At 73.1% G+C, this 16,258-nt stretch carries 8 protein-coding genes; 5 read left to right on the top strand and 3 right to left on the bottom strand.

Features of this window, described 5'->3' with window-relative positions:
• Nucleotides 1-845: 845 nt before the first annotated feature.
• The gene (locus ACIP89_RS06950; RefSeq protein WP_402113534.1) at nt 846-2,957 is read left to right on the top strand and encodes an asparagine synthase-related protein; all 2,112 of its coding nucleotides are present in this window, start codon (nt 846-848) and stop codon (nt 2,955-2,957) included.
• Between the two features lie 103 nt (nt 2,958-3,060).
• Nucleotides 3,061-6,765, top strand: coding sequence for an AfsR/SARP family transcriptional regulator (locus ACIP89_RS06945; protein ID WP_402113531.1), 3,705 nt, complete (start codon nt 3,061-3,063; stop codon nt 6,763-6,765).
• Here the strand turns inward: ACIP89_RS06945 and ACIP89_RS06940 are convergent.
• Entirely contained in the window at nt 6,752-8,734 is a 1,983-nt protein-coding gene (locus tag ACIP89_RS06940; protein WP_402113528.1) for a sigma-70 family RNA polymerase sigma factor, read from the bottom strand. The genes ACIP89_RS06945 and ACIP89_RS06940 overlap by 14 nt on opposite strands.
• A 433-nt stretch (nt 8,735-9,167) precedes the next feature.
• Nucleotides 9,168-10,070: a TetR/AcrR family transcriptional regulator gene (locus tag ACIP89_RS06935; protein ID WP_402113525.1), complete on the bottom strand. Its 903-nt coding sequence runs from the start codon at nt 10,068-10,070 to the stop codon at nt 9,168-9,170.
• A 336-nt stretch (nt 10,071-10,406) separates the two neighbouring features.
• On the opposite strand from ACIP89_RS06935, the gene ACIP89_RS06930 reads away from it, so the two are divergent.
• A complete protein-coding gene (locus ACIP89_RS06930) occupies nt 10,407-11,804 on the top strand; it encodes an NAD(P)/FAD-dependent oxidoreductase (RefSeq protein ID WP_401925636.1) in 1,398 nt (465 codons plus the stop codon).
• Nucleotides 11,805-12,049: 245 nt separating this feature from the next.
• Nucleotides 12,050-13,714, top strand: a complete 1,665-nt coding sequence (locus ACIP89_RS06925) for a SpoIIE family protein phosphatase (RefSeq protein ID WP_401925633.1) — start codon at nt 12,050-12,052, stop codon at nt 13,712-13,714.
• A gap of 48 nt (nt 13,715-13,762) precedes the next feature.
• Here ACIP89_RS06925 and ACIP89_RS06920 read toward each other — a convergent pair whose 3' ends face one another.
• On the bottom strand, nt 13,763-15,073 hold the full coding sequence (locus tag ACIP89_RS06920; protein WP_402113522.1) for an MFS transporter: 1,311 nt from the start codon (nt 15,071-15,073) through the stop codon (nt 13,763-13,765).
• A 157-nt stretch (nt 15,074-15,230) separates the two neighbouring features.
• Between ACIP89_RS06920 and ACIP89_RS06915 the strand changes: the two genes are divergently transcribed.
• Nucleotides 15,231-15,785 (top strand): MarR family winged helix-turn-helix transcriptional regulator, encoded by a 555-nt coding sequence (locus tag ACIP89_RS06915; protein WP_401925628.1) that lies wholly within the window; start codon nt 15,231-15,233, stop codon nt 15,783-15,785.
• Nucleotides 15,786-16,258 lie beyond the last annotated feature (473 nt).

The raw sequence follows: 16,258 nt of genomic DNA, 5'->3' as shown, positions 1-16,258 counted from the left end.
TGGCCCGGTCCGGACGGAAGCGCTTCCATGGGTGCTGCGTGGGTCGGCCCGCCGCATTGGAACCTGCGGGCTGGGGGAACCGCCGCCTCATTCCCCGCAGGCGGTGGACCGGTCCGGGAGGCCAACCGCGTCTCCCGGACCGTACGTCGGGCCGTGGACCGGGGCGGGCGAGGGGGACGGGCCGGTCCTGCGGCCCGGCGGAGCCGCCTCCGCGCGGGCGTCGCGCGGAAGGTCCTGGGGCAGGCCCCCCGGAAGGTGCGCGTGTGTTCGTGTGGGAGTTCGTGCGAAAGATGGCGCGGGAGCCGGGGCGGGAGGACCCGCCGCCCGGCCGAACCGGTCCAGGGTCTTGAGGCGGTCCGGGGCGGCCCGTGCCCTTGTCCGGAGCGGCGTCCGATGTGGCGCGGAGCGAAACGGCGGAAATACGGATGAAGGCAGTCGCGTATTTCTGGTGATCCGGTTCCAAGGCGCCCCGAGAATGGCCGAATGTCGCCGGTCGGACGGGGTTGGGCCGACGGGTTCACGGACATCTGGTCGGCTGTCCGGGCGAGGGTGCGCACGGTGGCCGGATCGGGGTCGTGGAGGTGGTGCGCACGGGAGGGGCAACACGCGCGATCCGTAACTCCGTTGCTGCCGGGAACGACGCGCGCGGGCGACTCACCCGTCGAGGCGCCGGCAGTCCCGCTCCGGCCTTTGCCAGGGGCGCATGCGCTCACGACGTGCGCCGTCCGTAGCCACTCCTGCACGCCGTTGTCGTGGCAGCATGTCCGCAACGGCGCCGCGCGTTACCGGAGTTCTCCCGATACCGCCCTGCCGCGCCGTTTTGTCCACAGCCTGTGGAGGCGGCGATGCGTTGGTTGGTGGGATGGAGCAGTATCGCCGCGAGCTTCGGCACGGCCGGAGCGGTCGGCGCGAACGACGAGGGGCGCACGATGCACCCCGTGGGCTCCCAACTCCTGTGGGGAGACCCGGATCCGCTCTGGGCGGTCGGGGACTGGCGGCCCGACGAGATCCGCACCGTCCGGGTGGACACGGCCGAGGGAGCTCCCACGGTCCGGCTCGCCGTACTCGGCTGCTGCGGCGCCACCGACGAACAACTGCGCGTCGGGCTGCTCGCCGCCCGCGGCGGAGCCCTGCGCCACCTCACCGCCTGGACCGGCAGCTACACGGTGGTCGTCCAGATAGGCCGCCGGATCACCGTGGTGGGCGACCTCGCAGGCGCCCGCCCCGTCTTCTACACGCCCTGGGCCGGAGGGACGGCGTACGCCACCGCCGCGCTGCCGCTCGCCGACCTCATCGAGGCGCAGCTCGACATCGGCCACCTCGCCGCGCTGCTCGCCTGCCCCGAGACCCCGGAGGCGCTGCGCGACGGCACTCCGTACGCCGGGGTGAAGCGCATCCCGCCCGGACACGCGCTGATCCTCCGCGAGGGTTCGCGGGAGATCACCGGGTACGAGGCGGTGGCCTCCCTCGCGGTGGCCGCACCCGAGCTCGATCCGGTGAGCGCGGTCGACGGGGTGCGCGACGCCCTGGTCGAGGCCGTGCGCGCCAGGCTGCTCGCGCCCCGCCACGCCCCGGAGACCGCGCCACCCGATCCGGGGCCCGTCCCCGGCATGGGCCCCGCAGAACGCCGGGCCGCACGGGGGGCGCCCGTACCCGGCATCGGCTCGGACCTCTCCGGAGGCAGCGCGTCCGCCACCCTCGCCCTGCTCGCCGCCGGACTCCCCGGCCTGCCCGGCACCCTCCTGGGCCACGGCACGGGGGCGGGCGAGCGGCTCCTCGCCGTCACGTTCAACGACCTGACCACCCGCGCCCACGAGGACGAACTCGAACGCGCCCGCGTCATCGCCGCCAACCCGCGACTGCACCACGTCGTCGTCGCGGCCGGCGAGGAGGCGCTGCCGTACGCGGAACTGGCGAACGGCCCCCTGACCGACGAGCCGGCCCCGTCCCTCGTCGTCGTCGAACGCCACCGCCGCCGGCTCGCCGCGGGCAGCGCCGACCACTTCGTGGGCGACGGCGCCCGGCAGGTGCTCGACGCCCACCCCGCCCGGCTGGCCGACCTGCTGATCGACCGCCGCCGACGCCATCTGCTGCGCCCGGTCGCCGCGCTCGCCAAGGCCGAAGGCCCCTCCGCGCACTCCCTGTTCGTCCCGCTGACCGTCTACCGGGCGGCCCGCCGCCTGGCCCGTACGTCGTACCGCACCGGACTCGAAGCGGCGGCGGAGCGCCTTCCCGACGCCAACCGCCTCACCCCGGACCTCGACACCCCCGCCGATGCCTCGCTGGCGGCCCTGACCTGGTCGCGCCCGGGACCCGCCGCCCGCTGGCTGACCGGGGAGGCGCTCGCTGAAGTATCGGTTCGCCTTCAGGAGGCGGCCATCCGCCCCACCTCCGTCCAACGCCCCGGCGAGGCCCGCGCCAGGGCCGCGCTCGCCCGCAACGCCGCAGACCACCGGATCCTGGAGCAGGCCGCCGAGATCCGCAGCCAGCGCCTGCACGCCCCCTTCCTCGACAACCAGGTGGTGCGCGCCGCCCGCGCGCTCCCCGAGTCCCTACGGGTCCAGCCGGGCGCCCGCGCGGCGGTCCTGCGCCGGGTCCTGGCGGGCACCGGCATCCACGAGCTGCCGCCCGGCTGGGGCGCGCCCTCCCAGGCCACCTCGACCAAGGTCACCCGTACCGGCCTGCGCGCCGCGCTGCCCGAGCTCATCGCCCTCTTCGACGCCCCGCTGCTCGCCGACGCGGGCCTGGTCGAGGCCCGCGTCGTACGCAAGGCCCTGCGCGCGGCCGCGGAGGGCGAACCCCTCCCGCTGGACGGTCTCGCGGACCTCGCCTCCACCGAACTGTGGCTGCGCCGCCTCGTCTCGCGCCGCGGCACCTGCTGGACGGGCACGGCGGCACCGCGCCAGCGAGCCGTCGCCGGCGGGGTGGTCCCGGCACGACGGACGCTCCAGCCTTAGGCGGGACCGGGGAACAGGAACCGGGGAACGGGGAACGGGGAACGGGGGGAGCGCGTCGCGCCGCCCGCGTCCCATTGTCGTACCGGCGGGCCACAATGACGGGGTGCGGTATCTGATCCTGGGCGTTACGGAGGCGCGAGACGAGAAGGGCGATGACCTGCCCCTCGGCGGCCTGCGCCTGCGCGCCCTCCTCGCGTCCCTGGCGCTGCGGCCCGGCCGGTCCGTGCCGATCACCGAGCTCGTCGACGACGTGTGGGCGGACGGTCCCCCGGCGGACGCCCCCGCCGCGCTCCAGGCCCTGGTGGGCCGCCTGCGCCGGGCGCTGGGACGGGACGCGCTCGCGAGCACCCCGGGCGGCTACCGGCTGGCGGCCACCCCGGCGGACGTGGACCTGCACGTGTTCGAGCGGCTCGCCCGGCAGGGCGCGGCCGAGCTGGCGGCGGACGCGCCGCAGGACGCCGCCCGCACGCTCCGTACGGCACTCGCCCTGTGGCGCGGACCCGCCCTGGCCGACCTGCCCGACCGCGACCACGGCCACGCGCTGCGTCCGGAGGCCCACCGGCTGGCCGCTCTGGAGCACCGCATCGAGGCCGACCTGCGATGCGCGGCGGCCGACGGACCCAGGGGGCCGATGGCGGCTCTCGTGCCCGAGCTGGTGGAGCTGACCGCGGCGCACCCGTACGACGAGCGCTTCCGCGCCCAGCTCATCCGTGCCCTGCGCGCCGCCGGACGGCAGGCCGAAGCGCTCGCGGCGTACGAGGACGCGCGCCGCGCCCTCGCCGAGGGGCTCGGCACCGACCCCGGGCCCGAGCTGGCCGCCCTCCACCGCGCACTGCTCAACCCCGAACCACTCGCGTCTTCCGGCCCACTCGTGTCATCCGGACCACCCGCATCATCTGCGTCTTCCGGTCCACTCGTGGCATCAGAATCACCCGCACCATCTGCGTCATCCGGACCACCCGCACCATCCGCGTCATCCGAACCATCCACCTCATTTGGATCGCCCGCATCATCCGCACCTTTCGCACCTTCCGCACCTTCCGCACTCGGGACCGAGGCGCCGGAACCCCGGGGCAACCTCCGCCCCCGGCTCACCTCCTTCGTCGGGCGCGGGCCCGAACTCCGCGCCATCCGGGACGATCTGACCCGCTCCCGGCTGGTCACCCTCACCGGTCCGGGAGGCTCGGGGAAGACCCGGCTGGCCGAGGAGTCCGCGGCAAACGGGGGCCGCGCCGCCGGTGACGTCTGGCTCGCGGAACTCGCCCCGGTGGAGGACCCCGCAGCCGTCCCGGGAGCCGTGCTCTCCGCGCTCGGGCTGCGCGAGACGGCCCTGCTGCGGGACACCGGCCACGAAGGAACGCATCCGCGCACCGATCCGGTCGAACTGCTCGCGGATCACCTCGCGCACTGGTCCAGGTCCCGCCCCTTCCTCCTCATCCTCGACAACTGCGAGCACGTCATCGGCGCGGCGGCCACGCTTGCCGAGACCCTGCTGACCCGCTGCCCCCGGCTGCGCATCCTCGCCACCAGCCGCGAACCGCTCGGCGTGCCCGGTGAATCCGTACGTCCGGTGGACCCGCTCCCGGCCGATCTCGCCCACCGCCTCTTCACCGAGCGGGCCCGAGCCGTGCGGCCCGGGTTCGACCCCGGGCGGGAGTCCGCACACGACGCGGCCGCCGTCGCCGAGATCTGCCGCCGGCTGGACGGGCTGCCGCTCGCCATCGAGCTGGCCGCGGCCCGGCTGCGGATGCTGAGCCCGCGCCAGATCGCCGACCGGCTGGACGACCGGTTCCGCCTGCTGACCAGCGGCAGCCGGACCGTACTGCCGCGCCAGCAGACCCTGCGCGCGGTCGTCGACTGGTCCTGGGACCTGCTGGACGAGGACGAACGCACCGCCCTGCGCCAGGTCTCGGTCTTCGCGGGCGGCTGGGACCTGCCCGCCGCCGAGGCGGTGATCACGATGCCGGACAGGTCTGCCGGGCACCCCGCCGCCGGCACCGCGGACCTCGCTCCGGACGCCACGAGCCCCGCCGCCGGCACCGCGGACCTCATCGGGGCGCTCATCGACAAGTCCCTCGTCGTCGCCACCCCGGCCACCGACGGCGGCATGCGCTACCGCCTGCTGGAGACCATCCACGAGTACGCGATCGAGCGCTGTGCCGAGACCCCGGGCGTACGGGCCGAGGCAGGGCGGGCACACACCGCGTACTTCCTCTCGTTCGTCGAGGAGGCGGAGCCGAAGCTGCGCTCCGCGGAGCAGCTGCCCTGGATCCAGCGCCTGGAGACGGACCTCGACAACATCCGGGCCGCGCTCCACCGCACCACCGCTCCCGCCGGCCGGTCCGGTCCGTCGTCCGGTTCCGCCGAATCGGACGCCGCACGTCTGGTGCTGGGCATGGGCTGGTTCTGGTGGCTGCGCAACTACCGTACCGAGGGCCTCGACTGGACCGCGCGGGCGCTGTCGTTCGGCCCGGAGCCCGCCGACGCCACCGACCCCCGTTACTGGCCCTGGATGAATCTGCGCATGCTCCGGTTCTTCCTGGAGGCGGAGAGCGGTCCGTCGGACGCGGGCCGCGACGGTCAGCCGGACGCGGCGTTGGTGCGGCGGCTGGCCGACGCGTTCATGTCGTCCGGGCCCCAGGCGGCCCGCTTCCCCGGGCTGCTCTGGCCGATGACCTCGTTCATCACGCTGGGCACGACGGACATGGGGGACGTGCAGCGGAAGATCGACGCCGTCGTCGACAACGCCCGCGTCCACGGGAACGACTGGGGGTACGGCGTCTCGCTGATGTTCCGTACGCACATGGTCGTCGACATGCCGGGCGGCATGCCGGGGGTCGACGACGACCTGGTGGAACTGCGTGAACTGAGCCGCCGCGTCGGGGACCGCTGGATGCGCGCCCAGGTCGAGAGCGCTGCGGCGGAGGCGGCCATGATGCGGGGCAGGTACGAGGAGGCGCGTCCGGCCTACGAGGCGGCTCTGCTGCTCGCCCGTGAGGTCGGCGCCCACGCCGAGGCCCCGTTCCTCCTGGCCCGGCTGGCCGAACTCGCCTACCGCACCGGCGACGTGGCCGCCGCCGAACGGGGCCTGGACCGCTCGGCGGCCGAGGCGGAGCGCTACCAGACGTACGACGCGATCGCGTACGTCCACTACCTGCGCGCCACCATGGCCCTGGACCGGGGCGACATCGCGGTCGCCCGACGCAGGCTCACCGAGGCGCGGGGGACGGACGACGAGAAGAGCCCGCCCACGCAGATGCCCGCGCTGCTGGACGGACTCTCCGCCCGCATCGCCGTGTACGAGCCGGAGCCCCACGGCGGTCCGGCCTTCGCCCTGCGCGGGCTGGCGGCTGCCCTGGTGGCGGCGCGGGACGGGCAGTACGCCGAGTCCATCACCGGATACCTGGCGGACGCCCTCGCCACCGTGCTGCCGAAGCTGGGCCACCACGCGGCCGCCGTACGCGTACTGGCCGCCGCCGACAGCTGGCGGCTCTGCGGTCCCAGGACCGCGGTGGAGCAGGCGGCGGTCGACGAGGCCGGGCAGCTGGCCCGCGAGGCGCTGGGGGAGCGGAGCTACGAGAGGGAGCGCGCGGCGGGCAACGCCCTGACCATCGACGACGTCGCCGGACTGCTCGCGGAGATCATCGGCCCGGTGGCGGCGGGCGATCGGGTGGCGGGCCATTCGGTGGTCGGTGATCCGGCGGCCGGTGATCCGGTGGCCGGTGATGCGGTGGCGGGCGGTCCGGCGGTCTGCGGCCCGGAGACCACTGACCTCGGGGCCACCGGCCCTGCGGTCAGCGGCAACTGATCCGGGAGTCGGCCCAGTTGGCGAGGGCCACCGCGCCGAACGATGTGGTCGGCTCCACGACGAGCCGGATCCGGTCCTGGCCCTCGATGCCGACGCCGACCGGTACGGCCGGATCGTCACCGTTCATCACGGGCGACTGCCACAGCAGCGCCCCGTCACCGTTGAACACGGAGAAGCGCACGGATCCGAGCCCCATGGTCAGGTCGTCGACGCCGACCATCGCCTCGTAACGGGTGCACGTGCGGTTCAGCTGGATGACGACCGACGAGCGGCTGTGGACGGTCACCCCGTGGGCGTACCGCGTGCCGCCGATCGACAACCCGGACCGCTGCCACACCCAGCTGCTCTCCCCGAGCACCACCTCGGGGCCGGAGTGGTCCCCGAGGAGGCTGTAGCTCAACTCGTTGACCTGGTAGACCTCCGGCGCCGGAGCGGGCGGAGGAGTCGGAGTCGGTGTGGGCGTGGGGGTGGGGGTCGGCTTCGGCGCGGGCGGCGGGGCCGGTGTCGGCGGGGTGGGCTTCGGAGTCGGTGTGGGTGTGGGCGTGGGAGTCGGGGTGGGCTCCGGCTCCGGCGGTACGGGAGCGGGCGGCGCCGGCTTCGGGGGCGGAGTGGGCTTCGGCTTCGGCGGTGCGGGCGACGGCACCGCGGGCGCCACGGCCGGCGGCCTGGCCACCGGCTTCGCCTCCGGCCGCGGCTGGTCGTCGCCGACCAGCGCCCACACCAGCCCGGCCGCGGCCGCGACGGCGACCGCCGCCGCGATACCGGCCTTCGCCGGAGCGCCGAGCCCCTCGGAGGCGGCGGCGCCACCGGCCGAGCCGGCGGACGAACCCCCGCCGGTCGCCGCGGCCGCGGCACCCGCGCCCGCCGCACCGGCCGCTCCGCCCGCCGCGATCCCCGCGGCCTTGAGCGCGTATCCGGCGGCGAACCAGCCGATGACCGCGACCGGGAGCAGCGCGGGAATCCCGGCATTCACATGGGCCAGTTCGCCCGCGGCCAGCCGGCATTTCGCGCACTCGTCCAGGTGTCCGCGCAGCCCGCGCTCGGCACGCATCCGCAGCCCGCCACGGGCGTAGGCGCCGAGCCGGTCCGCGTAGCGGGCGCAGTCGCCGCCGGAGGTCAGTGCCTGGCTCACATGGGCCTGCAGGTACGCCTGCTTGAGCCCTTCGCGGGCCCGGCTGGCCAGTACCGAGGTGGCGTTGGCGGTGAGCCCGAAGAGCGGGGCGATGTCGCTGGGCGACTCCTCCTCGACGGTGGTGTGCCACAGGACCGCCTGCCAGCGCTCCGGGAGGCTGCGGAATGCCTGCATCGCCATCGACTGCTCGGCCTCGTGCATCGCCAGCACATCGGCGCCGAGATCGAGGGTGTCCGCTTCAGAGACCTCGGAGGAGCGCGAGGCCTGGGCGGCGAACGCCGCGAAGTCGTCGACCAGTTGCTCCCGCCTGGCGGTCTTCGTCCATGCGGCGCCGACGTGCCGGACCGCTGTCATCAGGTACGCGCGCACCGCCTCCTGCGGACCCTTGCCGCCCCGTACGGCCTGCAGCGTCCGGGCGAAGACCTCGGCCGTCAGGTCGTCGGCGGTGTGCGTGTCCCGGCAGCAGGTGCGCGCGTACCGGCGCACCGCGTCCGAGTGCCGCCGGAACAGTTCGTCGTACGCGAAGTCGTCGCCGTCCCGCATCCGCTGGATCAACTCGGCGTCGGACAGGGCCGTCCCGGCACCATCGGCGGTGTTCAGGCCGCCGCCCACCCGCTGCATGGGAACCGAGTCCGTGCCCGCCGGTGCCGGACTCTCGACCGGTGCGGGGGGCCACGGTCCGGGCAGGACCGTGCCGCCGTCCTCCTCGCCGGAGCTCCGGCGCCCGGGTCCGGCCTGGCTCGGCACCTGCTCGGAGGGCCGGCCGTCCGTGCCGGAGCCGCCGCTCGTGGTGGAGACACCGTCGAACGACTCTTCCTGCTGCCCGTCACCGCTCATCACGGTCGCCCCCGTTATGCGCTTTCGGACCCGAATACCGGGCAAGCGTGCCACAGAGGGCGGCGGCGAAGACCCCTCAGCCCCGCCAACCACTCATCCGGGGCGTTCTCCCGAATATGAGCGCTAGCGGACACTCGTTCGGGGAAGGGGTAACAGGTTGTGCGGAGAGAGCAGTTGAGCGCCATGAGTACGGCCGAGTCGGCAGCGATCCCCGAGCCCACGGCGGGCCGGGGACGGCCGGCCGACCCGACCGACAGCCCCCGCATCCCCGTTCAAGCAGGCTGTGGCTCAGCCGCATCGCCGCTCACGCAGGCTGTGAACGCAGCCGCGCCCCCGTTCAAGCAGGCTGTGACGCAGCCGCATCGCCGCTCACGCAGGCTGTGACGCAGCCGCGCCCCCGCTCAAGCAGGCTGTGGCGCAGCCGCATCGCCGCTCACGCAGGCCGTGAACGCAGCCCCTCCAGCAGGATGTCCAGCAGCCGGGCGGAGGCCGCAGCCTGCTGAGCCGCGTCCGGCAGCGAGGGGGCCGCCGTCGCGATGACCAGCAGCACATCGGCCACCGTCACATCGCGGCGCAGCTCACCCGACGTCCGTGCCCGGTCGACCAGCCGGCCCACGACCTCCAGCAGCTCGACCGCTCCGCTGCCGACGCCGTCGATCTCCGACTCCGCCGACTCGGGCTCCTGCCGGGGCTCCGCGACCCGCAGGCCACCGCCCTGGCCGGTCTCCTGCCGCTGATGCGGCACCCGGGGCTCGTCCCGGGCGGAGCCGGGATCGCCGACCACCGTCGAGTCGTCGCTGTCCACCCCGACCCGCAGTATCTGCGGAGGCAGCAGCCGTCCCGCGCCGGAGGCGACCGAGGTCCGCAGGAAGCGCGACAGCGCCGACCACGGCTCCTCCTCCTGCCCCAGCGCGGACCGGGCCTGGTCGGTCAGCCGGGAGGTCTCCTCCTCGGCTATCCGCCGCACCAGCACGTCCTTGCTGGGGAAGCGCCGGTACACCGTGCCGACACCGACCCGGGCGCGGCGCGCCACGTCCTCCATCGGAGCGCCGTACCCGAGCTCACCGAACACTTCGCGGGCGGCCCGCAGCACGTGCTCCAGATTGCGCTGCGCGTCCACCCGCAGCGGCGCCGAGCGGCCGTGCGCTCCCGCGCCGACGGTGCCCGAGCCGAGCGCGGCACTCAGCGTGCTCACCGCTCCCGGTGAAACGGGGGTCCCTGATGACCCGATGCCGTTCACCGTTCCGACTGCACCGACCGCGCCTACCGTGCCGATGCGCCCGTTGCCTTCCGGCGCGACAGCAGCAGTTGGCCAATGCGATTCCTGAATATGCATAACTGATCCCCCGGTTATGACGTCTCCCCCCGGAGACTCCCGCCGTGTCTGCCGGGTTGAGCGATGGTCCCATCCGTCACCCCGACGACACACGAACATAGTTGAGCCAGGGGCAATTCAGAAGGGGGCAGTTCCGCCCGGAGCGCCCCCCGATCGGAACAAGGACCGGTTGATCACCGATTCGCCCTCAGCGCGTACCCCCCACCGCGACCTCTGACCTGCGGGGCGTCCGTATTGCCGCGACGATCAACCGGAGCGGCCCGTTCGGAAGCTCCGGTCACACAATTTGCCGGGGCTGTGGACAAACTCCGGAGCGCGTTGCGTCATGGGGTGGTGATGGCTTCAGATTCCGGGGGAACACCCCCCGGCCCCCCGCCCGGCGTGCGGATTCTCGTCGTCGGCGGCGGCTACGTCGGGATGTACACCGCGCTGCGTCTCCAGCGGAAGCTCAAACAGCGGCTGAGAAGCGGCGAAGCGGAGATTGTCGTCGTCACCCCCGACCCCTATATGACGTATCAGCCGTTCCTCCCGGAAGCCGCAGCCGGTTCGATCTCACCGCGCCATGTGGTCGTCCCGCTGCGCCGGGTCCTGCCCGACTGCACGATCGTCATCGGTGAGGCGCGGCGGATCGATCCGGTCAAACGCGTCGCGACCGTCACCACACTGGCCACGGGCGAGGACGGCACCGGTGCCGTCGAGATCCCGTACGACGAGATCGTCATCGCGCCCGGCTCCGTCTCGCGCACCCTCCCCGTCCCCGGTCTCGCCGACCACGGCTTCGGCTTCAAGACCATCGAGGAGGCCATCGGGCTGCGCAACCACGTGATCGAGCAGATGGACATCGCCTCCGCCACCCGCGACCCCGCCATCCGCGACGCAGCCCTCACCTTCGTCTTCGTCGGCGGCGGCTACGCGGGGGTGGAGGCGCTGGCCGAGCTGGAGGACATGGCCCGCTACACCGCGCGGTACTACCACAACATCAAGGCCGAGGACCTGAAGTGGATCCTCGTGGAGGCCACCGGCCGCATCCTGCCCGAGGTCGGTGAGTCGATGGGCACGTACGCGGTCCGGGAGCTGCGCGGCCGCAATATCGACGTACGGCTCGAAACCCGGCTGGAGTCCTGCGAGGACCGGGTGGCCGTACTCAGCGACGGTTCCCGCTTCCCGACCCGCACACTCGTGTGGACGGCCGGCGTGAAGCCCGCGCCGCTGCTCGCCGCCACCGGCCTCCCGCTCAACGAACGCGGCAGGCTCAGCTGCACGGCGAAGCTCACCGTCGAGGGCGCGGAGCACGCCTGGGCCGCCGGTGACGCCGCCGCCGTCCCCGACCTGACCTCCGACGAGCCCGGACGGGAAACCGCGCCCAACGCCCAGCACGCGGTCCGCCAGGCCAAGGTCCTCGCGGAGAACATCGTCGCGTCCATGAACGGCGAACCGCTCACGGACTACCGGCACAGCTATGCGGGCTCCGTGGCCTCGCTCGGCCTGCACAAGGGTGTCGCGCATGTCTACGGACGCAGGCTCAAGGGCTACCCTGCGTGGCTGATGCACCGCGTCTACCACCTGAGCCGGGTCCCGACGTTCAACCGCAAGGCCCGCGTCCTCGCCGAATGGACCCTCGCGGGCCTGTTCAAGCGGGAGATCGTCTCCCTCGGCTCGCTGGAACACCCCCGCGCCGAGTTCGAACTCGCCGCGGGAAGGCGTCCCGGCGGCGACGGCGACGACTGTCAGTAGGGTCCGACACACTGGACGTGTGACCATAGGTTGGCTCACATCTGCACAGAGTGACCCGGCAGGCGGCGACCGACAGTAACCAGCAGCGGCGGGCTCCGGCCGCGCCCTCCCGCCGTTCCGGCCCCGGACCGGCGGGAAGAACAGCCCGGCAGGAGAACAGGCAGAGGACCCGGCAGCGGAAGCAGCCCGGCAGAGGAAGCAGCCCGCCCGAGCGGACCAGACCGACACACGAGGCCAGAAATTCCGTGAACTTCACGCGCTGGAGCGCCCGCCTACCCGGTACGCAGCGTCGAGCCGCCCGGGACGACCACAGTGCCGTACCGGCGGCCCGCGCCGAGTACGCACAGGACGAAACCGGATCCGGCCCGCCGCAGGACGGACCGGACGCCCAGGCGACCCGGCCCCCGGCGCCCGCCCTGGAGGATCTCTCCGCCCGCGACATCCTCGGCCAGCTGCCGGCCCTCGTCGCCCTGCTGCACGGACCGGAGCACCGCGTCGCGTACGTCAACGACGCCTACGCCGCGGCCTTCGGCCCCCGCCCCTTGGGTGTCCCGGCCGCCGAGGCGATGCCCGAGCTGACCGAGCTGAGCCTGCTCCCCCTGATGGACCAGGTCCTGCGCAGCGGCACACCCCGCACGGTCAAGTCCCGCAAGGTGGCAGGCGGCAGCTCGTACACCGTGACCTGCACCCCGGTCCAGCACGACAAGGACAAGGGGCACGAGGGCGGAGTGCTCGTGTACGCCGCGGATGTCACCGACCACGCGGAGGCGGCGGAGCGGCTGCGCACCAGCGAGCGGCGCCACCGCGAAACGGCCGTCACCCTCCAGCGCTCGCTCCTCCCGCAGGAGCTGGAACAGCCCGACGACCTCCGGATCGCCGCCACCTACCAGCCCGGTGGCACGGACGCCGCGGTCGGCGGCGACTGGTACGACGTCATCACCCTCGGCGCGGGCCGCACCGCCCTGGTCATCGGGGACGTGATGGGGCGCGGGGTGCGCGCCGCCGCCGTGATGGGCCAGCTGCGCACCGCGGTCCGGGCCTACGCCCGCCTCGACCTCCCGCCGCACGAGGTGCTCCAGCTGCTCGACGGACTGGCCGCCGAGATCGACGCCAGCCAGATCGCCACCTGCGCCTACGCCGTCCACGACCCCAACGAGGGCCTGCTCGTCTACTCCTCCGCCGGACACCTGCCGATCCTGGTGCGCGACGAGGACGGCACGGTGCACCGCGCCGAGGGCCCGACCGGCCCTCCGCTCGGCACCGGCGGCTGGATCCACACCTCCGGCACGATCGCGCTGCCGCCGGGTTCCACCGCCGTCCTGTACACCGACGGCCTGGTCGAGCGCCGCAGCGAGGACATCGACGAGGGCGTGGCCTCCCTTGAGCGGGCGCTCTCCGGCGCGAAGGGCGCGCCGCAGGTGGTGTGCGACCGCCTGATGCGCTCCCTCAACATCACCGCGGAACACGACGACGACGTCGCGGTCCTGGTGGTCCAGCACCCCGCCCGCACCGGACCGGTCGCGGAGCTGTTCCACAACGCCTCGCTCGATCTGCTCGGCGGCATCGAGGCGGCCCCGCGCGCCCGCGCCTTCGCGACGGGCGTGCTGACGTCGTGGCGGTTTCCGGTGGAGCTGTGCGACCTGGGTGTCCTCGCCGCCGGTGAGCTGGTCGCCAACTCCCTCCAGCACGGCACCCCGCCGATGCGGTTGGGCCTGCGGCGCACCGACCGGCGGCTGATCATCGAGGTCACCGACGGCGACGACCACCTGCCGCGCCGCCGCCGCGCCGAACCGGCGGACGAGGCGGGCCGGGGCATCTCCATCGTCGCGACGATCGCCACCTCCTGGGGCAGCCGCCGCACGCCGGGCGGCGGCAAAGCGGTCTGGTGCGAATTCGCCCTGCCCCGGTAGGACAGACAGACCCGGGAGGCCCGGTGGAGGGTGGAGCGGTCCCGGCCCTCAGCGCACGGCGGCGACCGGGGCCGGCGCCTCGGCCGCCGCGCTCTCCGGCAACGACACCGCCACCACCCGCGACGGCACCGCCGCGAGCGAGGGCTGGTCCTGTACGGGGGAGAGCCGCCGGCCGAGCCGCAGCGCGAGCACCGTGATCCCGAGCGAGAACAGGACGAACGTCACGATGTACGGCCCGTGCAGCGACGCCCCCATGGGCCCGCCCACGGCGGGACCGACCGCCAGCGCCAGCTGCTTGCACAGGGCGAAGGCGGAGTTGTACTGCCCGACCATCGACTCCGGCGCCAGATCGGCGACCAGCGGTGCGACGGTCGGCGAGAGCATCGACTCACCGAGCCCGAACAGCGCGTACGTGGAGATCATCGCGGCCGTCGCCATGGTCTGGCTGCCGTGCCCGAGCCCGGCGTACCCCGCCACGATCCAGGCGAAGGCCCAGATCAGCCCGACCGCCGCGATCACCCGGCTGCGCCGGCGGCGCTCCACCAGCCGCAGCACCACGAACTGGGCGACGACGATGACCGCGGTGTTGGCGGCCAGCGCGATCCCGAGCGTGGAGGGCTCGATCCCGGCGGCCTCCGTGCCGTAGGCGGCAAGCCCGGACTCGAACTGTCCGTAGCAGGCGAAGAACACCACGAACCCCAGCACACACAGCTGCACCATGGCCCGGTGCGAGAGCAGCGCCCGCATCCCGCCGCCCCGCGCGCCACCACCGGCACCGGACACCGCAGCCGCGACGGCGGGCGTACGAGGCATCCGCACGGTCGCCGTGATGGCGCCGAGCACGAGGAACATCACCGCTTCGATCAGGAACAGCAGGGTGAAGGTCGCGGGCCGCTCCGTGTCGACGATCTGCCCGCCGACCAGTCCGCCAATGCCGAGGCCCAGGTTCTGCAGGAAGAACTGCATGGCGAAGGCCCGGGTGCGGGTGCCGGTGTCGGAGCACCGCACGAGCATCGTGGCGAGGGCCGGCTGCATGACGGCGGTCCCCGCGCCGAGGACCGCGGCCGACAGGACGGAAGCGGTCACCTGCGAGGAGAAGCCGAGCGCGGCCGCGCCCAGTGAGGCGAGGACCGAGGCGACGAGCAGGACCGGCAGCGGACCGCGACGGTCGATGACCCGCCCGGTGAACGGCAGGACGGCGAGCGCTGCCATGGCGAAGACCGCCAGCACGACTCCCGCCGTACCGGCACCCAGATCCCGTACCTGCGCCACGTAGACGTACAGATACGGAACGGTGAACCCGAGCCCGAACGCGCTCAGCGCGCTCCCCAGCTGGATCCTCCGCAGTGCTGCACCCATTTCCCTGGTCACACTCACCTACCTCAAGATCTCGAAGCCATGTGATCGAGCGAACGGAACGACTCGAACCCGAAGACTTTAGCACTAAAGTTAGAGGGTCAACAATACAGATTGAAGGACTTCGACGGCTATGAGGTGGCGTGCCATACTGCGCGCCATGTCTGACACCACCGAGCCCGGTCTCCAGGAGCCGAGCCTCGACGAGCAGATCGCCGCCTACCAGCGCGAGTTCCGGGACCTGGACCCACAGGTCGAGCAGGTCGTCTCGGCGCTCGGCCGGCTGAACCGCCGGATGAACGTGGCGTACGGACGCCAGCTCGCCGCGCTCGGCATCAGCAACGCCGAGTGGGAGGTCCTCAAGACCCTCGTGCTGGCCGGCACCCCGTACCGGCTGGGCCCCGGGGAGCTGGCCAAGCGGCTCGGACTCACCCCGGCCGCGATGACGCACCGCATCGACCGCATGGCGGGCGAGGGCCTCGTCACCCGCGACCGCGACGAGAACAACCGGGTCCGCGTCATCGTCGAGCTGACGGACGAGGGCCGGGCGAAGTGGCTGGAGGCCATGCGGATGGCCACCGACTTCGAGGAGGAGCTGCTCCAGGACCTCTCGGGCGATGAGCGCGGGGTCCTCGGCGAGATGCTGATCCGGCTGCTGCGCCGGGTGGAGCACGCCCAGCCGGACGCCGGCGGCCGCCTCACCGACCTGGACTGAACCGCCCCTGCTGGGCGGAGTCCAGGGAGGGGTTGACACGCCCCACCGCGATCCGTAAGGTTCTTCGAGTTGTCACGGAGCCGGAACGGTTCTGTGGCGACCGATCCCGCCGCGAATGCGGCAACCAAAACTCAGCACGATCTCCCACTCGGGAGAATTTCGGTATGCCGAAATTAATTTCGAAGGCTCGATTATGAGCCGCCGGGAGGATCCGCTAGAGTTTGGAACGTCGGAACGGCCCAACAGCCGGGAAGACAAACCCCGCTGACTGGGAATCAGGCCCGAAAGGATCTGATAGAGTCGGACTCGCCGGAAAGGGAAACGCGAAAGCGAAGAACTGGAAAGCGAAAATGCGAGGCCCGCTTCGACCGGGAATCGGACACGAAAGAGTCTGATAGAGTCGGAAACGCAAGACCGAAGGGAAGCGCCCGGAGGAAAGTCGCAGAAAATGTTCTGCGGTGAGTACAAAGGAA

Source organism: Streptomyces sp. NPDC088730, from assembly GCF_044751215.1.
In the GTDB taxonomy this organism is placed as follows: domain Bacteria; phylum Actinomycetota; class Actinomycetes; order Streptomycetales; family Streptomycetaceae; genus Streptomyces.
Note: the sequence above shows the minus strand (reverse complement) of the source record. Positions and strands in the feature narration are given on the sequence as shown.